Genomic DNA, 19607 nt, shown 5'->3' with positions numbered 1-19607 from the left:
GCTCTCCGGTGAGGATACGGGAAAAAGTGGGCGCGCACAGCGGGTGCCCGGCGCAGGGTCCGGGCAGCTACACCGTGAAGTAGGCGGCGTAGATGGCCGAGCCGATGGCGTTGAAGTCGCTCAGCAAGGTGTCCAGGCTGGGCGACTGGCCGTCGAGGATGTCGTCTACGCTGGCGTGTTCGAGCCGTGCCAGCAGCCAGCTGGCTTCCCGCAGCAGCTGGGGATGGGCCTTGGGGTGCATGCGCTCGATCTGCACCAGGGCATCGTGCAAGTTCTCGCCGCTGTAGCGCACGCTGCGCGGAAAGTAGGGGTTAAGCAGCAGGAAGCGGGCGATGGCTCGCGGCTCAAGGCCACCGTGCTCGCTCTTGCGAAACGCCTCGTAGGCCGAGACGGTTTTCAGCACGGCCATCCAGCGGTGGTCGTCCACGGCGGCCTGGGCCGGTGAAACCGGGCTGCGGACGCTGTAGCGCACCTGGAGGAGCCGCAGCAGGTTGTCGCCGCGCTCCAGCATTTGCCCGGTGCGCATGAACGACCAGCCCTCGTCGCGCGGCAGGGTGGCAAAGGCGATACCGAAGAACATCTGCGAGGCGTCGCGGGCCGCCGAGCAGTACTCGAACAGGCCGTCTCGGGCCAGCACGTCGGCGCTCTGAAAGCACAGATCGAGGTAGGCGCGGTTGAGTTCTTCCCACATCTCGCTGGGAATCCGGTCACGCAGGCCGCGCGCGTTCTCGCGGGCACGCGAGAGGCTCGAGGCGATGCTCGACGGATTGCGGCGGTCGAAGGCCAGCCAGGCGGCCACACTGTGGGCGTCGGCGCGGCCGTACTGCTCGGAGAAGCCGCTCTTGGTGCCGGAAATATCCAGCAGCGGCAGCCACTCCTCGCTGACCCGCCCGCCCGCTTCCAGGGTGGCGTAGTAATTGACGTTGAGCAGCCGGGCGGTGTTTTCGGCACGCTCCACATAGCGGCCAATCCAGTACAGCGATTCGGCGAGGCGCGAAAGCATTACACGTCTCCCTGGGGATCGGGCTGCTCGATGCCCGGCACCACGCTCAGGTCGGGCGGCCCGGTCTCCGGCGATTCGGTGTCCGTGGAGACAGCCGCCGTTTCACCGCCATCCTCGTCCGGCGCGGCGTGGCCTTGCTGCTCGGCGAGTTGCTCGGGCAGTTCGGTTCCCGGCACGAAGCGGTGGGCGGCGTGGTCGCTATCGGTCGTGGGGGTCTCGGCGTGCCCGAGGAGCGGCTCCTGATCCTGGGGCGGACGGGTCTGCGCTGAACTGGCCTGCGCCGGGTTGGTTTGGGATTGGCTCTGCGACTGCGTGCCACCGCCCGACTGAGACTGACTTTGAGACTGGCCCTGACCCGGCGGCATGTTTTGCAGGTGGCGCTGGGCCGGTCCTGAGGTGGCGTGCGGCTGGCCGGGCGGCACCAGCCCGCCTTGCAGCGGCGCGCCCTGAAACTGGCTCTGAATCTGGCTTTGCACCGGGCCATCGTGGTCGAGCACCCAGGTGTCCTTGGAGCCGCCGCCCTGCGACGAATTGACCACCAGCGAGCCGCGCTTGAGGGCCACCCGTGTCAGGCCGCCCGGCACGATGCTGACGTTGCGGCCCACCAGGATGTAAGGCCGCAGGTCGACGTGGGCGGCTTCGAAGTCGCCCGCATCGGGGTAGAAGGTAGGGTGGCGCGACAGCCCGATCACCGGCTGGCCGATGTAGTTGCGGGGGTTCTCGCGGACCTGCACCAGAAAGTCGGCGACCTCCTGCTTGGTGGAGGCCGGGCCGATCAGCATGCCGTAGCCACCTGCCTCGCCCACTGCCTTGATGACCATCTCGCTGGCGTTTTCGAGCATATGCATCAGGTGATCGCTGTTCCAGCCGAGAAAGGTCGGCACGTTACCCAGAATCGGCGTTTCGTTGAGGTAATACTCGATCATCTGCGGCACGTAGGCATACACCGCCTTGTCGTCGGCCACCCCCGCGCCGATGGCGTTGGCGATGGCCACCCGGCCCTGGCGGGCCACCTCGACCAGCCCCGGCACGCCCAGCGCCGAGTCGCGGCGGAAGGTCAGCGGGTCGATAAAGTCGTCGTCGACCCGGCGGTAGATCACGTCCACCTGGGTGCGCCCGGCGGTGGTCCGCATCCACACCCGGCCATTGTCGACGAACAGATCGCGGCCCTCGACGAGTTCCACGCCCATCTGCTGGGCCAGGTAGGCGTGCTCGAAGTAGGCGCTGTTGTACATGCCGGGCGTCAGCAGCACCACCGTGGCCTCCGGCGCGCGCGGACTGAGCGAACTGAGCACCTTGAGCAGTTCGGTGGGGTAGTGCTGCACGGTGCGCACGCCCTGCGAGTCGAACATGCCCGGATAGATGCGGGTCATGGCGGCGCGGTTGGCCAGCAGGTAGCTCACGCCGCTGGGCGAGCGCAGGTTGTCTTCCAGCACCAGATAATTGCCCTGCTCGTCGCGAATCAGATCGCTGCCGACGACGTGAGTGTAGACGCCCAGCGGCACCTTGAGGCCATGAACCTCGCGCCGGAAATGTGAGGAGGTGTAGACCAGTTCGCTGGGAATCACGCCGTCTTTGAGAATCTGGGCGTCACTGTAGATGTCGCGCAAAAAAGCGTTGAGCGCCTTGACGCGCTGGGTCAGCCCGGCTTCCAGGGTGGCCCACTCGCCCGCCGGGATGATGCGCGGCACCGGGTCGAAGGGAAAGGTGCGCTCGGTTCCGGCGCTGTCGCCGTAGACGGTAAAGGTGATGCCCTGGTTGCGAAAGGCCAGATCGAGCAGCGAGCGCCGCCGCTCGAACTCCGGCACGCCGAGGCGCTCCAGATATGCCTGCACGCCCTGATAGTGGGGCCGGACCGTGCCGCTGGAGGCAAACATCTCGTCGAAGAACCGCTCACCCTGCTGATAGTTCTGCATGCTTTTCCTCCCCGGACGTGCGCCCAGGATAGCGGAACCGGGCCTGGCCATGAGGCTTCATACAGGTTTCGTCTAGGAACGAAGCCTTGCCCGGGTGAGGGCTGCGGAGCGCTCCGAGGTCGCCGCCGACTCAGGCATAGCGCCCTATCCGCTCGACCAGCAGCGCGAAGAAGCCGTCCGCATCCACCGTCAGGGCCACGTCCGCGTTCGGCGGCTGGCCAGTAACCTTCCACACGTCGCACACCGTCCGGCCCGCGCTGGGACCTTCGGTGGTGTCGATGTCCACCCGCATGGCCTTGACCCCGAACAGTGCCGGGGCAATCAGGTAAGCCGCCGTCATCGGGTCGTGCAGCGCGCCGCCCTCCCAGCCATAGCGCTCGCGGTGGTGCCCGGCGAAGAATTCCAGCAGCACGGCGGTGAACTCGCCCACCCGCGTGCCGAGTTGCCGGAAAGCCGCCACCCGCGCCGGGTCGGCAATCGCCTGGTGGGTGGCATTCAGGCCGAACATGGTCAGCTTGAGGCCCGTCTCGGCGGCGCATTCAAAGACGATGCGGGCAGCATGCGGGTCGCACAGGGCGTTGAACTCGGCGCTGGGCGTCCAGTTGCCGGTGTCCAGGCTGCCGCCCATCCAGACGACCTCGCGGATTTTCGGCGCGATGTCGGGCGCGAGGCGAAGCGCCAGCGCCAGATTGGTCAGCGGGCCGGTGGGCAGGAGCGTCACCTCGCCGGGCCGCGCCCTGACCGTATCGATGATGAACTGCGCGGCGTGCAGCCGCTCGGCTCCGCGCGTGGGCGTGGGCAGATCGGGACCGTCCAAACCGCTCTCGCCGTGAACCGCCTCGGCACTCAGGCGCGGCACGACCAGCGGGCGGTCTGCGCCGGGATAAATCGGGAAGCCCGCGCCGATCAGCTCGCGGACCACCAGGGCGTTGTGGGTGGTGCGCTCCAGCCCCACGTTGCCGTAGGTGGTGGTGACGCCCAGCACGTCCAGCTCGGGGCTTGAGCAGGCCAGCAGGATGTTGACGGCATCGTCGTGGCCGGGGTCGCCGTCGAGGATGACCGGACGGGGCGTGAGAGTGGGCATGGCTGAAGAATAGCCAAAGCGCGCTGCGTCAGACTGAAGCCAGCCCAATGCCGCCCCTCACGCCTGCCCCGCTGATCCAGCGCCGCCAGGCTGAGTGCCTGGAGCGTTGAGGGCCTGAAGGCCCGCCGCGCCGCGCCCTACGTTTACCATGAAGCATGACTGCTCCCGCGCCCGCCGTGACCCCGGTGCAATTTCGCTTCGTTCCGGCTCAGATGATGCTCTGCGCCGTCAACCGCCTGCGCCCGGCGCAACTGGAGAACTTCGTCGGTGGAGCCAGCTTGGCCCTGCCGCAGGTGCTGACCGACCAGGGGCTGGAGCAACTCGGCCCGGTGGTGGTCATCTACCACCATCCTGTGACCGAGGCCAGCGACGGCCCAGTGGAAGTCTGTGTGCCGTACCGGGGCGAGCTGAGCGTACCGGAGGGGCTGACCACCCGCCTCGACCCCGACCACCGCGAGGCATACCTGCCACTCACCAAGCGGGAATTTCAGGATTCGGCCCTGTTCCACCGAGCGCGGCTCGGGGTGGAGCAGGCGGCTCAGGCCAACGGCGACGTGCTGGGGCCGCTGCGGCAGGTGGATTACGGTGTCTGGACCACGCGCGGTGAGGATGAGGTCGTGGGCGAACTGGCCCTGCCGATGAAGTGGATGAACAAGCTGCGGCCCGAAACGCGCGGACGACTGTTTCCCTGAGTGAAGACGGAGTCAGCGGCGAAAGGCATACTTGAACCGGGAAACCGCCAACCCCGTCCACCTGATTCAAGGAGAACCGCATGCGCTCCTCTGCCCGCCCGGATAAGCTGACCCTGATGGCCGTCTCGCTGCTGGTGGGCCTGCTCGGCAGCCTGATTCACGAGGGCCTGGGACACGCTGGGCTGGCGCTGGCGCTCGGCGCACAGAAGGTTTCGATTGGCAGCGCGGTGATGAACTACGACGAGGCGAGTGTCGGTGAGTTGGGGCGGCGGTTGATCGCGCTGGCCGGGCCACTTGCCAGCCTGGCGCAGGGTGTCGTCGGCTTGGCCGCGCTGCGCCGCACGCCTGCCATTGGCACAGCCTGGTACTTCTGGTGGCTGCTGGGGCACACCGGCCTCTTTGCGGCGGCGGGCTACTTGCTGGCACTGTCGTTCGTGCCGTTCGGAGACGTGCATGAGGTGGTGCAGGGCCTAGCGCTGGAACTCTTGTGGCGCAGCCTCTTCACCTTGCTGGGTGCGTTCCTGTCGTACCGGGCGATGGTCCACGCGGCGCGCACCCTCTCGCCGCATCTCCCTGCCGAGCCTGCCGAGCGCCGGGTCTGGATCTGGCGGCTGACCCTGATCCCGTATTTACTAGTCGGGCTGGTGGCAGTGCTGGCGACGCTGGTGGGGACCGGCGATCTCTTTTTGACGCTCGCCTCGGCGGGTGCGGCGAGCTTCGGGTCAGGCGTCCTCCTGGTGTGGGTCAACTTCGTGCTGCCCCGGCTGCGGCGTCTGCCGCCTCCAGGCGTGCTCCTGGACGTGCCGCGCGCGGCGAGCTGGCTGGTGATCGGGGGCGCGGCGCTGCTGGCCTGGGTCTGGCTGGCCAGGGTCTAGATTGCCCGGCGCTTGACTCGTCCCCTAGGGCAGGCTGCACACTGCGCTTACCTCCGGAGGTTGAAGGATGCCGAACACGTCAACCCGCGCCAACATGACGATTGGGGCCTTCTCACAGCTCAGCCGCCTCAGTCTCAAGGCGCTGCGGCTCTACGACGCGCTCGGCCTGCTCGCGCCCGCTTACACCGACGACGCCAGCGGCTACCGCTACTACGACCCCGCACAGCTTGAGCGGGCCAGGCAGATCAGCTTGCTGCGGCAGCTCGACTTGCCGCTGAGTGCCATTGCCGAGGTGCTGGACGCGGCCCAGGTCGAGCGCGGGCCGATCTTTATGCGGCTCTGGCAGGGCATTGAAGCCACCCACCAGCAGCGGCGCGGGCTGGCCGAGTATCTCATCAAGCAGTTCGAATCGCCTGAACAAAGGAGCCTGACCATGCCCCAGACCGCAACCACCCAACCCAGCTTCACTGTCCAGCAGCGCTTTGTGCCCCAGCAGCCGGTGGTATCGCTGACCCGCCGGGTGTACGTCTCTGAACTCGGCGCCTTTTTTGAAGACTCGATGCGTGTGCTGACCTTTATCACCGCGCAGGGCGGGCAAGGGAGGGGGCCGATGTTTGCCATCTATCACGGCGAGGTCAATAACGACAGCGACGGCCCGGTCGAGATCTGCTTTCCGTACAGCGGTGATCTGAGGCCCGAGGGCGAGTTCACGCTCAGAAACGAACCGGCTCACTTCGAAGCCTACGTAACCCTCACCAAAGCGCAGTTTGAGTTTCCGCAGATTCTCTCGGCCCACGACGCGGCGCAGGCCCACGGCAACCAGCTCGGTCAGTGTGGACAGCTGTCACCGCGTGAGGTCTACAACCGCGACTGGAACAACACCGGCCCAGACGACCCGGTGGGCGATGTGGCCTGGCCGTTTGTGCCCAGGGATCAAGCCTGATTGAACAGTTCACGGGCCAGCACCACTTCCGTACCTGCCAGCCCCACCGACAGAAAGAGGGTGATGTCCTCCGGTCGGCGGGGCGGCGGGTTTTGAATGTACTCGCTCAGTGCCCGCACCGCCGCGCCGGAGAGGATAGGCCCGTCCGGAGACGCTTCAAGCTGTGCCGGGCTGTCGGTGACAATCAGGGCGCACCGCCCAGCCAGCTCCAGCGGCAACTCGTGGCGTTCCTTTTCCTTCGGTCCCAGCGTGCAGACGTGCGTGCCTGGGCGCACCCAGTCGGCCTCGATGACCGGCTGCGCACTGCTCGTCGCCAGCGTCAGCAGATCGCTCCCGGCGCAGATTTGCTCGGCGCTCGCCGCAGCCTCGGCGGGCAGGCCCAGGTCACGCAGCTCAGAGGCCAGCTTCTGGCGGTGGGCCGCGTCGCGGCTGTAAATCAGAATCTGCGAGAGCGGACGCACGGTGGCGACGGCCAGGGCGTGCGCCTTCGCCTGGGTGCCGCTGCCGATCAATCCCAGACGCGCGGCGTCGGGGCGGGCCAGCACATCGGTGGCCACCGCGCCCAGCGCCGAGGTTCGCAGGGTTCCCAGCGCGCTGCCTACGATCACGCCCCCCACTTGACCCTGGGTGTTCCAGACCGCCACCAACTGGTCTGAGCGCGGCGTTTTGACATTGGGATAGACCCGGAAGCCGAAGGCGTCCGGGGTCGCCCCTACCGTGAAGGTCAGGCCGGCGGCGCTCAGGCGGGGCGGCGCGGTGAGTTGGTCCTGGGCATGGAGGCGCAGGACCGTCCGCATCGTCTCCACTGCCTGGGCAACGGAGAAGCAGGCCACATTGATGTCAGTGAGCAGTTTCATGTCGCCCCTTTGGGTGCGGCGTCCCAGTCCAGTTCCAGGTCTCCGGCGACTTCGGCCAGGGTCAGACGCAGCGGCAAGCGGGCGGCGGCCTGCGCGGTGGGAAACCAGGGCCGCCCCAGTCGCACCACGATTAGCAGCCCTTCGTCGTCGCCCAGCGGCGTGAAGGTGTCGGAGGCGGTTCCAAAGACACTCAATCCAAGCTGCTGTTGAAGGTGCTCCACACCGCCTGGTACAGTCTTAACCGGCCAGCCGATCTCGCTGATATTCAGCAGGCTGGCTGGGCCGAATGCCTGCGCCGAAGCGTTGGCGAGGCGGTGCCGGGCGATGCATTCCAGAATGTTGCCGTCCGGGTCGCAAAAGTAGATCATCTGGGCATTCCAGGCGGCGCTGGCTTCGAACTCGTCCTGACCGTCCTCGTTCAGCAGTGCAGCTCTTTGCTGAATCCAGCTCTTGGCCTGAGCCAACTGGTTCTCGGGGATATTAAAGGCGAAGTGGTACACGCCTGGTTGCTCCGGCTGTAAACGAAAGCTTAGGCGGGTGCGGCCCACCTGTACCGCAAATCCAGAGTCAGAGCTTGCCACTAAGGTCAGGCCCAGCACCCCGGCGTAAAAGTGCTGCTGTGCCTTCAGATCGCGGCAGGCCAGTTCAAGCGCCGTGATTCTCACAGCCAGCCCTTTTCTCGGGCCGCCCGCGCCGCCTCCACCCGGCCCCCCGCACCCAGCTTGCCGATCGCTTCCGAGAGATAATTCCTGACGGTGCCTTCCGAGAGCTTGAGTCTCTGGGCAATCGCGGCGGTGCTGGCCCCACTTTCGGCCTCGGCCAGCACCTGGCGCTCGCGCTCGGTCAGCGGAGACTGGGCTTCCCAGGCTTCGCCCGCCAGACTGGGATCAATCGCCCGCCCGCCCGCGAAGACGCGGCGAATGGCGTCGGCGAGTTCGGCGGCAGGCGCGTCCTTGAGCAGGTAGCCGCGTGCGCCCACGTCCAGCGCCCGGCGCAGGTAGCCGCTGCGGGCAAAGGTGGTCACGATGATGACGCGGGTCTCGGGCAGGCTTTCGTGCACTCTGGCGGCCAGATCCAGCCCGCTGAGCCGGGGCATCTCGATGTCGGTGACCAGCACGTCGGGCCTCAGTTTCAGAGCCAGATCCAGCGCCTGCTCGCCGTCATGAGCGCCGCCCACCACTTCCAGATCGTCTTCCAGCGACAGCAGCGCCGAGAGTGCGCCCAGCACCAGCGCCTGATCCTCGGCCAAAAGAACCCGGATCACGCCGTGACCTTCTGGAGGGCGGGGCGCTCGGAGGGTTGGGCAACCGGAAACTGAGCGCTCAGCCGGGTGCCGCCCTCGCCCGCCCGCCTGAGTTCGCCGCCCAGCGCGCGGACCCGCTCGCGCATCCCGGTCAGGCCGCTGCCCTCGGGCGCCAGGCCGCCCACGCCGTCATCCTGAACTTCGAGCCAGTAGACTTCGCCGCGCTGCTCGATCATGACGGTGCAGTTCTGGGCGCGGGCGTGGCGCACGATGTTGGTCACCGCCTCGCGCAGCACCATGCTGATTCCGGCCTCGGTGGCAGGCGGCAATTCCAGTGGGGGCCGCTCCAGCACCAGCCGCACGCCCGCCGCGTCCAGGGCCACCTTGCTGCGGGCGAGTTCGGCGCTCAGGCCGCTGCCCCGGTAGCCCTGCACGGCGGCACGGACTTCACTCAGCGCCTCGCGGGAAATGCGCTCCACCTCGCGGATTTCCTGGATGGCGCGGGCCGGGTTCTTGTCAGCCAACTTGCTGGCGAGTTCGCTTTTCAGCACGATCACGCTCAGGGTATGGCCCAGCAGGTCGTGCAAATCGCGGGCAATCCGCTCGCGTTCGGCGTCGGCGGCCAGTTTTTCCTTTTCGAGTTGCACCTGTGCCAGACGCTGCTGGGCCATGCCCTGACGAAACCCGGCGTGGTTGCCGTACATGGCAAAGCTCGAAAGCAGCAGCACCTGCACGATGTCGAGCACGCCCAGCGGCCCAGCACCCAGCCAGCTCGGCACGAACATGGCAAACACGACCCCGATCAGCCCCCACAGCGCCACCCGGAAGCTGCGCTGAAACCCGGCGACGGCGGCGGCGTACACCAGAAAAGTGAAGCCGGGACTGTCCGGCAGCGGCGTGAAGCCGGCGAACAGGATCAGGCACCACCCGTACGCCGCCAGCACCCAGAATTGATGCTGGCCCAGGTGCCGGGCATGGCGCACGCGCGCCTCGCGCTGGCTATAGAGCTGTGTCCACACCCACACGAACACGGCCACGCCCACCACCGCCAGCAGCTTGATAATTTCTGGCTGGTCGCTGCCAAGAACCTGCGAGACTGGAAAAAACAAGTAGACCAGCCAGATCAGCGGAAAGAGACGCCAGAAGCGTCCCCAGTTGGGTTTCTTGGTGACTTCTGGCGTCTGCATCTCCCCTCCTCTCCTGCTCAGCTCTCCCCTCAGCGCCGCGTCTCGGCCCGGCCCGCCGCCCAGCGGGCGATCAGCAGGAACGCGGCGGAGTACCCGGCCAGCCAGGCCCAGTGAACCCATTCTGCACCCTGTACGGCCCCCAGGGCGCTCCAGCCGAGCTGACCGTAGTGGTAGGCGGGCAAATAAGGCGCAATCGTCTTGACAAAATCGGGAGCCACCTCCAGCGGAATGAAGATGCCTGAGGCAAACAGCATCGGCAGCGAGATCAGGTTGGCGACACCGCCCGCCGCGTCCGGCCCGACCAGCAGGCCCAGCGCCAGCCCCAGCAGCGCGAACGGCACCATGCCCAGCAGCAGCCTGAAGAGCACGCTCAGGAACAGCGGCGCGCTCAGCCAGACGTGGCCGACCAGCCCGGCGAACAAGCACAGCGCCGAGAAGCTGAGCAGTCCCATCACCAGCGAGGCGGTGATCTTGGCCCCGAAAACGGCAACGGGCGAAACCGGCGCGATTCGGAGCTGCCGCCACCAGCCCGACGAGCGCTCGGAAGCCACTGCCACCCCGAAGCCGTACATGGCGGTAGTGATCAGCGAGTAGGCAGCGTACGACACCAGCATGTACTGTCCGGCGTTGACGCCGCTGAGCTTGCCGCTGGCGTTGGGCAGCCCCCACAGCGCGAAGAACAGCATCGGCAGCATCAGCGCAGGAATCAGGTATGCGCGGTTGCGAAGGAGCCGCACGACCTCGGCGCGGGCCAGGGCCAGAAAGGGACGCAGGGGGGAAACGGCGGGACGGGCAGTGGCCGGAACGCTGGAGGTGGTCATACGGTGGCTCCTCTGGCCCGGCGCAGCACGCCGAAGCTGTACATGATCTGGTAGGCGACGAACACGGTAAACAGTGCGAAGGTCAGCGGGCTGCCGGAGGTGAAGGTGCTGGCATTGAACTGGCCGGGGTCAAACGAGTTGCCCGACGTGTTGTCCAACTGGCCGCCCAGAACCATCGGCACCATCCGCCACAGCAGCCGCACCACGAACAACGCGAACACCGCGCTGCCGATCCAGACGTTCGGCAGGTAGCGCACCGCTGTGGCCGTTGCACCCCGCTCAAAACGGGTATGGTGCAGCGACCAGTACGCCAGCCCTGCGCCAATTAATGCGCCCACCGCGCCCGCGCCGTAACTCGTCAGCGTGTGCGGCGCAATCAGGGTCAGCAGCAGTACCGCACCCAGAATGACCGAGCGGGTCGTCAGGCGGCGGCGACCACGGGCGTCCAGCGATTGTGCGCCTACGCTGAGGCGCAAGCGCCGGATCAGCATCCAGACGATCAGCAGGCCGCCGCCCAGCACCGGCCAGATGCTCGGACGCAGTGGGACGGTCACGCGCTCACCGCTGCCGCAGGAGCAGGCAACTGGTCGTTGGTCAGACTCAGGAAGGCGTCTTCCAGGCTGGCCCGCGTGACTTCCAGATTGCTCAACTCAGGCGCGGCGCTCAACGCGGCCCGCACCAGCGTTTCGGGCGTGCGGGTGCTGAAGCTGGCCTGCCCCGCCTGACCGATATCCAGTGTCTCGGCTCCCGGCAAAGCGTGGAGCTGGGCGGCGCTGAGCGTACTGACAAAGCGTACCCGGCTGAGGCCCACCCGCTCACGCACGCTGTTGGGCGTGCCGTCGGCCACCACTTTACCTTTATTCAGCACGATCACCCTATCGGCGGCGCGGTCCACTTCTTCGAGCATGTGGGTGGTCAGCAGCACGGTGCAGCCAGCCTCCCGCAGCTCGGCGATGCCCTGCCAGAAGGCGGCGCGGCCCTGCACGTCCATCGCTGCCGTCGGCTCGTCGAGCAGCAGCAATCTGGGCTGCCCCACCACCGCCAACGCGAAGCTCAGCCGCCGCTTCTGTCCGCCCGACAACCCGCTGACGCGCTGGCGGGCCTGCTCAGTCAGCCCCGCCAGCGAGAGCGCCTTCCCGACCGTCATCGGCTGCGGATACAGCGCGGCGTAAAGCCCCACCAGTTCGCGTACGCTCAGGCCTGCGGGCACGTTGATGTCCTGAAGCATCGCGCCGATGCCGCTGCGGGTGCTCGGCTTGCGGGGGTCCGCGCCCAGCACCCGCACCGTGCCGGAAGTTGGCTGACTCAGGCCCAGCATCAAGTCAATGGCGGTGGTCTTGCCCGCGCCGTTGGGACCGAGCAGGGCGCTGAGTTGCCCGGCTTTCAGCTCCAAATCGAGATCACTCAGGGCCGCCACCGGGCCGAAGCGCTGGGAAACACCTTCAAAACAAACCACGTCGTTCATGGGTTCAGTCTGAACGCGGATGATTCGGCAGCGTAGTGAGGAGCGTCAGGCCTGGAAGGTGACAGCTGTCACCCTCACCTCCCTTCCCACCGTCCAGTCACCGCGCCTTGAACGTGGCTTAAGCCGCCGCCGCCGGGCTGCGAAACTCGGTAGACTGCTCGAATGTCTGATGCTCCTGACGCCGTTCGCGAGGCGCTGCGCGCCGCCCTGAGTGCCTGGGCGGTAGCCGAGGTGCGCGGTGACCAGGCCCGTGTGCTGCCGGTGCCCGACCTCGATACCCTGGCCGGGTGCCTGACTGCTGCCGACCCCACCTGGGGCCTGAGCTGGGCCTGCGACTCGGTCTCTCCTCCACTGGTGCGCGCCCGCCTGAGCCTGGGCGGTGCGGCGCGCGAGGGTCTCAGCGGCGGGCATACCCTGGAGGACGCCAAGAAGCTGGCGCTGGCTGACGCGTTCCGGTATTTCGGGGTGTCGAGTACGCTCGAAGCGCCCTGGGTCGAGTACGATCCTGACGACGGCCCTAATGTCAGCGAACTCGGCAGCCTCGGCGAATCGCCCGCCGCGCAGCAGCGCGGTGCGGCAGCGCGCCCTTTGCCGCCGCAGGTGCCGCTCGATCCCCAGCTCAGCAGTGCACGCGCCCATATCGATACCCTGATGGAGCAACTGCGCGAGGCGGGCAAGGGCGGCGAGGCCACCCGGCTGCTGCTGCGCGGCTACGGCGAGACGGTGGCCGAGAGCCGGGCCATCTACAAAGAGCTTCAGGCGCTTCAGCGGCGTTAGGCGAGTCGGCAGATGACCATCCGTAAATTTATTGCCATCGGTGACGTTCACGCCGACTACGACACCATGTGGGCGGCGTTGCGGGCAGCGAGTTGCGCCGACGCGCAGGGCCTGCCGACGCCCCCGGTGCGCCAGGGCTTTTATCAGGTCGTGTTCATCGGCGATCTGGTGCATCCCAAGAACCTGGGCGAGTATGCCCGGCTGACCGGTCTGGTCAGCTTCGACGCGCGCAACGAGGACCATCTCTTCGCCGCTGCTCGCCAGCAGGTTCGCGAACTCGAAAAGCTGCGGGCTTTTCAGGAAGCCGCACCGACCTCGGTGCATTTCATTCTGGGCAACCACGACGACGGGGTGGTGCATCACCGCTACCAGCTCGGCACCACCGGCGGCCTGACTCACAACGAGTTCGATCCGGAGCGCGGCGGCGTGGTCTTGCCCGACCACCTGCGCCAGTGGTTCGGCAGTTTCATGCGCGAGCTGCGGGTGGGCCGGGTGCAGTTTGCCCACGTGGGGCCGCTGCCCGCCTTCGCCTACTACGACGATCTGTTCTACACCGACCACGCCCCCAAGCGCTGGTGGCAAGAGACTCCCGAGTACGTCATGATGGCCGATCTGGCCTACGGGGTCTACGGTCACACCCAGATGCACGGCGGCATTTACCTCGACGAGGCCGCCTGCTTCGCCATGATCGACGCCCTGCCGGACCGCGAGTACCTCGAACTCTTGCTCGACGCCGACCAGCACAACCCGGTCATGAGCGTGCGGGCCGTACCGTTCTGAACCCTGCAAACCTGGCACCGGGAAAATTACAGTGTCACGCCCGGCACGCCCGGCTTCTTCCCTGCCCGCTAAACTGACGCCATGACTGCGCCCCATACATCCGCCGCGCCGCGCCGCTGGAACGTTATCGTGATCGGCGGCGGGCATGCGGGCATCGAGGCGGCTTGGGCCGCGGCCAAGTTCGGCTCCGTCGCCCTGCTGGTCAGCAACCCGGCGACCATCGGCAGAATGCCCTGCAATCCGGCCGTGGGCGGCCCCGGCAAGAGCCAGATGGTGTTCGAGATTCAGGCGCTCGGCGGTCTGATGCCCAGCTTGGCCGACGACACGGCCATTCATACCCGTACCCTCAACGCCAGCAAGGGCCCCGCCGTGCAGTCGCTCCGGGTTCAAAACGACCGCGACCTCTATGCCGAGCGCGCCCAGGAGCGGCTGCTCGATGTGCCCAATCTCCAGATCGTGCGCGGCGAGGCGGCAGATCTGGAGCCGGACGGCCAGGGCTGGCAAGTCGTCACCACCGATGGCCGCCGCTTTCAGGCCCGCAGCGTGGTCGTCGCGGCGGGTACCTTTCTGCGCGGCCTGACCTGGTACGGCCGGCAGTCGCGCGGCGAGGGACGCCAGGGCGAGCCGCCGTCACGCTTTCTCTCGGCTCCGCTGGCTCGTGCCGGGCATGTGCTCAAGCGCTACAAGACCGGCACGCCGCCGCGTGTGCGAGCCGACGCGGTGGACTTTGCCGCGCTCCTAGAGGTTCCTGCCGACCCGCAGCCCCGCGGTTTTACCGGCAGCCCCGGCCCTTATGCGGTCCGCTCCCCCACCTGGCAGACCCACACCACTCCCGAAACCCACCGACTGATTCACGAGAACCTGCATGAATCGCCGATGTATGCGGGCGATATCGAGGGCCTGGGACCACGCTACTGTCCCAGCATTGAGGACAAGGTCGTGCGCTTTGCCCACCATGACCGCCATCTGCTGTTCGTCGAACCTGAGGGTCTGGACACCAGCGAAGTGTATTTGCAGGGTTTTTCCAGCAGCCTGCCGCCCAGGTTGCAAGATCAGCTGGTGCGAACCTTGCTGGGCTTTGAACGGGCCGTCATTCACCGTTACGCCTACGCCGTCGAGTACGATGTGGTCGATTCCACTGAATTGACCCTGAACCTCGAATCGCGCTTGCTGCCGGGTGTGTTCACAGCGGGTCAGCTCAACGGCACCAGCGGCTACGAGGAAGCAGCAGCACAGGGTCTCGTCGCAGGTACGGCGGCGGCCCGGCGGGCACTGGGATTGCCGCAGGGTCTGGACGAGCAGCCGATTGTTTCCCGTGAAACAAGTTACATCGGCGTCATGCTCGACGACCTGACCCTGCGGGGCAGCGACGAGCCGTACCGGATGATGACCAGCCGGGTCGAACACCGCCTGCTGCTGCGTCAGGACAATGCCGATGAGCGGCTGACCGAGCCGGGCTTCGAACTGGGATTGGTGTCGCAGGAGCGGCGCGATGCGGTGCGGGCCAAATACCGGCGGATTGAGTCGGCCCACAGCGCCCTGCCGAGCCAGCGTGTCCAGGGCCAGCCCGCCGATCAGTGGCTGCGCCGTCCCGAGTTCAGTCTGGGCGATGTCGAGGCGCTGGGCCTGCAGCTGCCTCCCCTGAGCGCCGACGAGCGCGAGGCGCTGGAAATCCGGGTGAAATATGCCGGGTACATCGAGCGCGCCGGTCGTCAGCTGGCCGCCGAGGGCCGGGCGCGCCACCTGAGTCTGAGCGGTGTTGACTATGCGGCAGTCCCGGTGCTGTCCAACGAAGCTCGCGAGAAGTTGCGGCGTGCCCAGCCGCAGACCGTAGCCCAGGCCGCCCGTCTGCCGGGGGTACGCCACGCTGACATTTCCAGCTTGCTGGTGTATCTCAAGCAACATGCTCCCCATCAGCGCGAAGGTGTTTCCCGTGAAACATCCTCCTGAAATGACGACACTGCTCCTCGAGTTTGTCCGACACCGCTGTTTGACAGCGCCTCTGTTTCACGTGAAACTGTGACAGGTGGAGCGAAGTGGTGATCGAAAACGAGCTGTTTGAGTGCCCAGGGTGCGTCCATGACTCCTGAAGGTGCTGCGCTGCTGCTGCAAGGCGGTTTGGAGCTGGGTCTTGATCTGAGGCCGCATCTGCCCGCCTTCGCCGAACTCCAGGTGGCACTGCTGGAAGGCAACGCCCAGATGAACCTCACGGCCTTGACAGCTGAGAGCGACATCATCCTTAAGCATTTCATCGACTCGTTGACCTGCTACCTCGGCGGCTGGCTCGGTGAAACGATTCAGCCTTCTGTTCGGCTGCTCGACCTGGGCAGTGGGGCGGGCTTTCCGGCATTGCCCTTGGCGATCGTCTATCCACAGCTTCAGATTCTGGCTGTGGATGCCACCCGCAAGAAGACCGAGTACATCGCCCGCACGGCAGCCCGGCTTCAGCTCGGTCAGGTACAGGTGCTGGCTGGCCGCGCTGAGAGCCTGGGCCGCGACCCGGCGCACCGCGAGCAGTATCAGCGCGTCGTGACGCGGGCCGTGGCGACGCTGCCGGTGCTGGCCGAACTGTGCCTCCCGCTACTGGAGACCGATGGGCTGCTGATCGCCCAGAAAGGTCAGCTCACGCCGGAAGAGCAGGACGCCGGACACCGGGCCGCCGCCGAGCTGGGAGGCGAGTTGTTTCATGTGAAACACTTCGAGCTGCCGATCACAGGCGATCCACGCAGTCTGGTGGTGATGCGCAAGCTGAGGCCGACCCCCGCACGCTATCCCCGGCGTGAGGGTGTGCCCGGTAAACAACCGCTATTCTGAAAACGGCGCGCCATTGGCGCTGAGGGTGATGATGTGACGACGAAATGAAGACGCTGGGAATCGTGAATCAAAAGGGCGGCGTGGGCAAAACCACGACGGCCATCAATCTGGCCGCGTACCTGGCTGCCGGGGGGCGGCGGGTGCTGCTCATCGACATGGACCCGCAGGGCAACGCCAGCAGCGGGCTGGGGCTGCGCGGCGTGGAGGCGGGCCTGTACGAGGCGCTGGGCACCCCTGGGCGAGCCACCGAGCTGATCGTGGATACCGGGCAGGAGCGGCTGAGCGTTCTTCCAGCGACGCCGGATCTGGCCGGAGCGGGTGTGGAACTCAGCGACGAGCCGTATGCCCTGCGCGCCGTGCTGGAGCAGCTGAGCACGTTCGACGTGGCCATCATCGACGCGCCGCCGAGCCTGGGGCCGCTGACCATCAACGTGCTGGCCGCTGCCGACGCCCTGCTGATTCCGCTTCAGGCCGAGTACTACGCGCTGGAAGGATTGGCGGGCCTGACCGAGACGGTGGACCGGGTACGGGCCGCGCTCAATCCCCGACTCAAGGTGTTGGGAGTAGCCATCACCATGTTCGATGGGCGAACCAATCTGGCTCAGGAAGTCGAGCAGAGCGTGCGGCAACATTTCGGTGAGCTGGTGTTCTGGAGCGTCATTCCGCGCAATGTCCGGCTCTCGGAAGCGCCCAGCTTTGCCAAGCCGATTAACCAGTTCGCGCCGTTGTCGAGTGGAGCGGCGGCCTACAAACGCCTGGCCGAGGAGGTGATGCAGCGTGTCGAAAAAATCTAGTCTGGGACGTGGCCTCGACGCGCTGCTCAGTCGCCCGGCCAGTGCCGCTCCCATCAGCGCTCAGAGCCTCAAGATCGAGCAGATTGTGCAGGCGGCCTACCAGCCCCGTCAGGTGTTCGTGCCCGAGTCATTGGCTGAGCTGGCGCAGAGCATCCGCGACAAGGGTGTGCTGCAACCACTGCTGGTGCGCCCACGCGGCGAACGTTTTGAGATCGTGGCGGGCGAGCGGCGCTGGCGGGCCGCGCAACTGGCGGGCCTCAGCGAGGTGCCGGTCATTATCCGCGATCTGGCCGACCGGGACGCCCTGGAAATCGCCATCGTCGAGAACCTGCAGCGAGAGGACCTGGGACCGCTGGAAGAAGCGCGGGCTTACCAGACCCTGCTCGACCAGGGCCACAATCAGGAAGGTGTGGCCAAGGCGGTGGGCAAGGGTCGCAGCACCGTTGCCAACGCCCTGCGGCTGCTGAGCTTGCCGCCCGAGGCGCTCTCTGCGCTGGAAAATGGTGAGATCAGCGCCGGACATGCCCGCGCGGTGCTGGCGCTGCCGGAAGTGGACCGGGCCTGGGCGTTGAATGAAATCCTGACCCGTCACCTCAACGTGCGTGGCGCAGAAGCGCTCAAGCGCGAGGAGCGCCGCCCGGTGGGGGAGAGCACGCCGATCAAAGTTAACCCACCCCGGCCCTGGCGGCAGATCGAGCTGGCGCTGAGCCGCCGCACCGGCACCAAGGTTAAGATCACCGGTGACGAGAAGGGCCGTCTGGAGCTGAGTTACAGTTCGCGTGAGGAACTGGACCGGATTCTGGAGGTCCTGGGCTTCGCGGAGGAGTAGACGCCTTCACAAGAAAGGGCCGCCCGGCATGATCCGGACGGCCCTTTCTGCTGGACTTCGTTTAGCGGCCCACGGCGAAAATGTTTGGCCAGGGGCGGTAACTGCTCTTCAGGGTGTCTTGCTTGAACACCTGACCGTTGCGCGTAAAGAGCCGGTCGACTTCGATCACTGCACCCTCGGCGGCCCAGTCCACCTGCTTGCGCTCGCCTTTCTTCAAGGTGGCGTCGGTCACCACCTTGTCGGGCGGCGAGGGCGTGGTGCTGAGGATGCGCGGCTCCTGCACCTGCACATCGAAATCGCGGGCCTTGCCGAACACCCGCACCACCAGCAGTTTCTGGGCGTCGTCCCAGTCGGACTGGAACCACAGCGCCCCGCCGGTGTCGTTGGCGAAACGCAGATCCTGACTTGGCTGGTAGATAGTGGCGTCCAGGCCCTGAGGGTCGTAGTAATAGACCTGATAGCTGTGGTTACGTCGCTCGACAATCGGCAGACCCGCACCGTAGAGCGCCCGGAACACGGTGGTGCTCACCTGGCAGATGCCGCCGCCGATGCCCGAGGCCGTGCGCTCGCCGGCGATCACCAGGCCGGTGACGAAGCCAGCGCGGGTCGTGATCGGCCCCAGCATCCGGTTGAAGGAAAAGGTATTGCCCTCGAACAGCTGGTCCTGAAAGGCCCGTGTACCCACATGAATATTGGTGATGCGGGCCGGGCTGGAGCCATCGTAGCCGGTCTGTCCGCCTGCCAGGAACGCCGTAATTCCACGTGAAACAAAGTAATCCAGAGTACGCTTTGGGGCAACGCTCCCAGTGGGCGTCAGTCTGACCAGGGTGGTCTGTCCGTCCTTGATGGCTGCGGCCAGGGCAGCGCGGGCCGCTCCTGTGTCCACCTTGAAACTGTTGTGTTGCACCACAGCCCACTGTCCGTCCGGCTGCACCTCGAAGCGGGCGTCGCGGGCCGGAGCCATGACACGGTTGAGCAGTGCCCCCAGGTCGGCATCCAGACTGGCCGTTACCTTGCCCTGGGCACGCAGTTGCGCCAGGCGCTCCGGCGGGATAATCAGGGTCTCGCGGTAGGGCAGAGTGGTTTTCTTGCCGTTCACCACAGCGGGAAAACTGGCCTCGAAACGCAGTGTCAGGCTGTCGGTGGCCTTTGGTTTGGGTGCGGTTGCGGTAGGCGGGGCCTTGACGGGGGTGGCCTGAGCGGGCGCAGGCTGGGGTGTGAGTGGTGTGACTGCCGGGGGCGTGGGCGGCGCTGGCGTGGGTAGCGGCTGCGCTGCAGGTGTGGGCGGCAACTCCGGGGCGGCAGGAGAGGGGAGAGGCGTGGCGGGAATCTCCTGGGCGACTGTCAGCGGCGAGACGAGGAGCGCCAGCGTGAGCAGCAGGGAGGCAGAAGCGGAAAGGCGCGGCATGAACCGAGTATTTCACGGCCCAGCTCCCGAAACGTGATGGTAGCCGGGTCATCTGGACGGGGCCGCAAGCAAAGGTGAAGGCGGGCCAGCCCATGCCGACCCGCCCACATATGCCTGAG

The 19607-nt window shown here is 66.6% G+C and carries 20 protein-coding genes; 9 read left to right on the top strand and 11 right to left on the bottom strand.

Going from position 1 to position 19607, the window contains the following annotated elements; translation table 11 throughout:
- Positions 1–67: 67 nt before the first annotated feature.
- From GUI70_RS10635 to GUI70_RS10625, 3 genes are all read right to left on the bottom strand, one after another.
- Positions 68–1003 carry an alpha-E domain-containing protein gene (locus GUI70_RS10635; RefSeq protein ID WP_161882285.1) on the bottom strand — a complete coding sequence of 312 codons (936 nt, stop codon included), beginning with the start codon at positions 1001–1003 and terminating at the stop codon, positions 68–70.
- Complete coding sequence (locus GUI70_RS10630; protein WP_237724838.1) at positions 1003–2919, bottom strand: circularly permuted type 2 ATP-grasp protein; 1917 nt, start codon at positions 2917–2919, stop codon at positions 1003–1005. Before GUI70_RS10630 ends, GUI70_RS10635 begins: the two co-directional genes overlap by 1 nt.
- A gap of 130 nt (positions 2920–3049) precedes the next feature.
- Positions 3050–4003 carry a nucleoside hydrolase gene (locus GUI70_RS10625; protein ID WP_161882284.1) on the bottom strand — a complete coding sequence of 318 codons (954 nt, stop codon included), beginning with the start codon at positions 4001–4003 and terminating at the stop codon, positions 3050–3052.
- Between the two features lie 155 nt (positions 4004–4158).
- Here GUI70_RS10625 and GUI70_RS10620 point away from each other — a divergent pair, with 155 nt between their 5' ends.
- The 3 genes from GUI70_RS10620 (at position 4159) to GUI70_RS10610 (ending at position 6513) form a co-directional block, all read left to right on the top strand.
- On the top strand, positions 4159–4695 hold the full coding sequence (locus GUI70_RS10620) for a GyrI-like domain-containing protein (RefSeq protein ID WP_161882283.1): 537 nt from the start codon (positions 4159–4161) through the stop codon (positions 4693–4695).
- A gap of 80 nt (positions 4696–4775) precedes the next feature.
- Positions 4776–5570 carry a hypothetical protein gene (locus GUI70_RS10615; RefSeq protein ID WP_161882282.1) on the top strand — a complete coding sequence of 265 codons (795 nt, stop codon included), beginning with the start codon at positions 4776–4778 and terminating at the stop codon, positions 5568–5570.
- 67 nt (positions 5571–5637) lie between these two features.
- The gene (locus GUI70_RS10610; RefSeq protein ID WP_161882281.1) at positions 5638–6513 is read left to right on the top strand and encodes a MerR family transcriptional regulator; all 876 of its coding nucleotides are present in this window, start codon (positions 5638–5640) and stop codon (positions 6511–6513) included.
- Here GUI70_RS10610 and GUI70_RS10605 read toward each other — a convergent pair.
- From GUI70_RS10605 to GUI70_RS10575, 7 genes are read right to left on the bottom strand one after another with little or no spacing between them, the layout of a single operon-like run.
- Positions 6504–7370 (bottom strand): ornithine cyclodeaminase family protein, encoded by an 867-nt coding sequence (locus GUI70_RS10605; RefSeq protein WP_161882280.1) that lies wholly within the window; start codon positions 7368–7370, stop codon positions 6504–6506. The genes GUI70_RS10610 and GUI70_RS10605 overlap by 10 nt on opposite strands.
- Positions 7367–8035: a VOC family protein gene (locus tag GUI70_RS10600; RefSeq protein WP_161882279.1), complete on the bottom strand. Its 669-nt coding sequence runs from the start codon at positions 8033–8035 to the stop codon at positions 7367–7369. The genes GUI70_RS10605 and GUI70_RS10600 overlap by 4 nt, the downstream gene beginning before the upstream one ends.
- Positions 8032–8634 carry a response regulator transcription factor gene (locus GUI70_RS10595; protein ID WP_161882278.1) on the bottom strand — a complete coding sequence of 201 codons (603 nt, stop codon included), beginning with the start codon at positions 8632–8634 and terminating at the stop codon, positions 8032–8034. Before GUI70_RS10595 ends, GUI70_RS10600 begins: the two co-directional genes overlap by 4 nt.
- On the bottom strand, positions 8631–9800 hold the full coding sequence (locus GUI70_RS10590; protein WP_161882277.1) for a sensor histidine kinase: 1170 nt from the start codon (positions 9798–9800) through the stop codon (positions 8631–8633). The genes GUI70_RS10595 and GUI70_RS10590 overlap by 4 nt, the downstream gene beginning before the upstream one ends.
- Positions 9801–9829: 29 nt before the next feature.
- Entirely contained in the window at positions 9830–10621 is a 792-nt protein-coding gene (locus GUI70_RS10585; protein ID WP_161882276.1) for an ABC transporter permease, read from the bottom strand.
- Positions 10618–11175, bottom strand: coding sequence for a CcdC protein domain-containing protein (locus GUI70_RS10580; RefSeq protein ID WP_237724837.1), 558 nt, complete (start codon positions 11173–11175; stop codon positions 10618–10620). The genes GUI70_RS10585 and GUI70_RS10580 overlap by 4 nt, the downstream gene beginning before the upstream one ends.
- Positions 11172–12086, bottom strand: a complete 915-nt coding sequence (locus tag GUI70_RS10575; RefSeq protein ID WP_161882275.1) for an ABC transporter ATP-binding protein — start codon at positions 12084–12086, stop codon at positions 11172–11174. Before GUI70_RS10575 ends, GUI70_RS10580 begins: the two co-directional genes overlap by 4 nt.
- A gap of 162 nt (positions 12087–12248) precedes the next feature.
- On the opposite strand from GUI70_RS10575, the gene GUI70_RS10570 reads away from it, so the two are divergent.
- From GUI70_RS10570 to GUI70_RS10545, 6 genes are all read left to right on the top strand, one after another.
- Positions 12249–12863, top strand: a complete 615-nt coding sequence (locus tag GUI70_RS10570; protein ID WP_161882274.1) for a single-stranded DNA-binding protein — start codon at positions 12249–12251, stop codon at positions 12861–12863.
- 18 nt (positions 12864–12881) lie between these two features.
- Entirely contained in the window at positions 12882–13643 is a 762-nt protein-coding gene (locus GUI70_RS10565; RefSeq protein ID WP_161882327.1) for a metallophosphoesterase, read from the top strand.
- An 81-nt stretch (positions 13644–13724) separates the two neighbouring features.
- Positions 13725–15593, top strand: a complete 1869-nt coding sequence (gene mnmG, locus GUI70_RS10560; RefSeq protein ID WP_161882273.1) for a tRNA uridine-5-carboxymethylaminomethyl(34) synthesis enzyme MnmG — start codon at positions 13725–13727, stop codon at positions 15591–15593.
- A gap of 129 nt (positions 15594–15722) precedes the next feature.
- On the top strand, positions 15723–16457 hold the full coding sequence (gene rsmG / locus GUI70_RS10555) for a 16S rRNA (guanine(527)-N(7))-methyltransferase RsmG (RefSeq protein ID WP_161882272.1): 735 nt from the start codon (positions 15723–15725) through the stop codon (positions 16455–16457).
- Between the two features lie 44 nt (positions 16458–16501).
- On the top strand, positions 16502–17251 hold the full coding sequence (locus GUI70_RS10550; protein WP_161882271.1) for a ParA family protein: 750 nt from the start codon (positions 16502–16504) through the stop codon (positions 17249–17251).
- Entirely contained in the window at positions 17235–18080 is an 846-nt protein-coding gene (locus tag GUI70_RS10545) for a ParB/RepB/Spo0J family partition protein (protein ID WP_161882270.1), read from the top strand. The genes GUI70_RS10550 and GUI70_RS10545 overlap by 17 nt, the downstream gene beginning before the upstream one ends.
- 61 nt (positions 18081–18141) lie before the next feature.
- On the opposite strand, the gene GUI70_RS10540 is transcribed toward GUI70_RS10545, so the two are convergent.
- Positions 18142–19488 (bottom strand): VanW family protein, encoded by a 1347-nt coding sequence (locus tag GUI70_RS10540; protein ID WP_161882269.1) that lies wholly within the window; start codon positions 19486–19488, stop codon positions 18142–18144.
- Between the last annotated feature and the right edge of the window lie 119 nt (positions 19489–19607).

Origin of the sequence: Deinococcus alpinitundrae (genome assembly GCF_009982895.1) — a bacterium.
GTDB lineage: Bacteria > Deinococcota > Deinococci > Deinococcales > Deinococcaceae > Deinococcus > Deinococcus alpinitundrae.
Note: the sequence above shows the minus strand (reverse complement) of the source record. Positions and strands in the feature narration are given on the sequence as shown.

Excerpts from the sequence above, each read along its gene's own strand:
- GUI70_RS10570 (WP_161882274.1), top strand. The coding sequence starts at position 12,249 with ATGTCTGATGCTCCTGACGCCGTTCGCGAGGCGCTGCGCGCCGCCCTG.
- GUI70_RS10625 (WP_161882284.1), bottom strand. The coding sequence starts at position 4,003 with ATGCCCACTCTCACGCCCCGTCCGGTCATCCTCGACGGCGACCCCGGC.
- GUI70_RS10550 (WP_161882271.1), top strand. The coding sequence starts at position 16,502 with ATGAAGACGCTGGGAATCGTGAATCAAAAGGGCGGCGTGGGCAAAACC.
- GUI70_RS10610 (WP_161882281.1), top strand. The coding sequence starts at position 5,638 with ATGCCGAACACGTCAACCCGCGCCAACATGACGATTGGGGCCTTCTCA.
- GUI70_RS10540 (WP_161882269.1), bottom strand. The coding sequence starts at position 19,488 with ATGCCGCGCCTTTCCGCTTCTGCCTCCCTGCTGCTCACGCTGGCGCTC.
- GUI70_RS10630 (WP_237724838.1), bottom strand. The coding sequence starts at position 2,919 with ATGCAGAACTATCAGCAGGGTGAGCGGTTCTTCGACGAGATGTTTGCC.
- rsmG (WP_161882272.1), top strand. The coding sequence starts at position 15,723 with ATGACTCCTGAAGGTGCTGCGCTGCTGCTGCAAGGCGGTTTGGAGCTG.
- GUI70_RS10615 (WP_161882282.1), top strand. The coding sequence starts at position 4,776 with ATGCGCTCCTCTGCCCGCCCGGATAAGCTGACCCTGATGGCCGTCTCG.
- GUI70_RS10590 (WP_161882277.1), bottom strand. The coding sequence starts at position 9,800 with ATGCAGACGCCAGAAGTCACCAAGAAACCCAACTGGGGACGCTTCTGG.
- GUI70_RS10620 (WP_161882283.1), top strand. The coding sequence starts at position 4,159 with ATGACTGCTCCCGCGCCCGCCGTGACCCCGGTGCAATTTCGCTTCGTT.
- GUI70_RS10575 (WP_161882275.1), bottom strand. The coding sequence starts at position 12,086 with ATGAACGACGTGGTTTGTTTTGAAGGTGTTTCCCAGCGCTTCGGCCCG.
- mnmG (WP_161882273.1), top strand. The coding sequence starts at position 13,725 with ATGACTGCGCCCCATACATCCGCCGCGCCGCGCCGCTGGAACGTTATC.
- GUI70_RS10635 (WP_161882285.1), bottom strand. The coding sequence starts at position 1,003 with ATGCTTTCGCGCCTCGCCGAATCGCTGTACTGGATTGGCCGCTATGTG.
- GUI70_RS10605 (WP_161882280.1), bottom strand. The coding sequence starts at position 7,370 with ATGAAACTGCTCACTGACATCAATGTGGCCTGCTTCTCCGTTGCCCAG.
- GUI70_RS10585 (WP_161882276.1), bottom strand. The coding sequence starts at position 10,621 with ATGACCACCTCCAGCGTTCCGGCCACTGCCCGTCCCGCCGTTTCCCCC.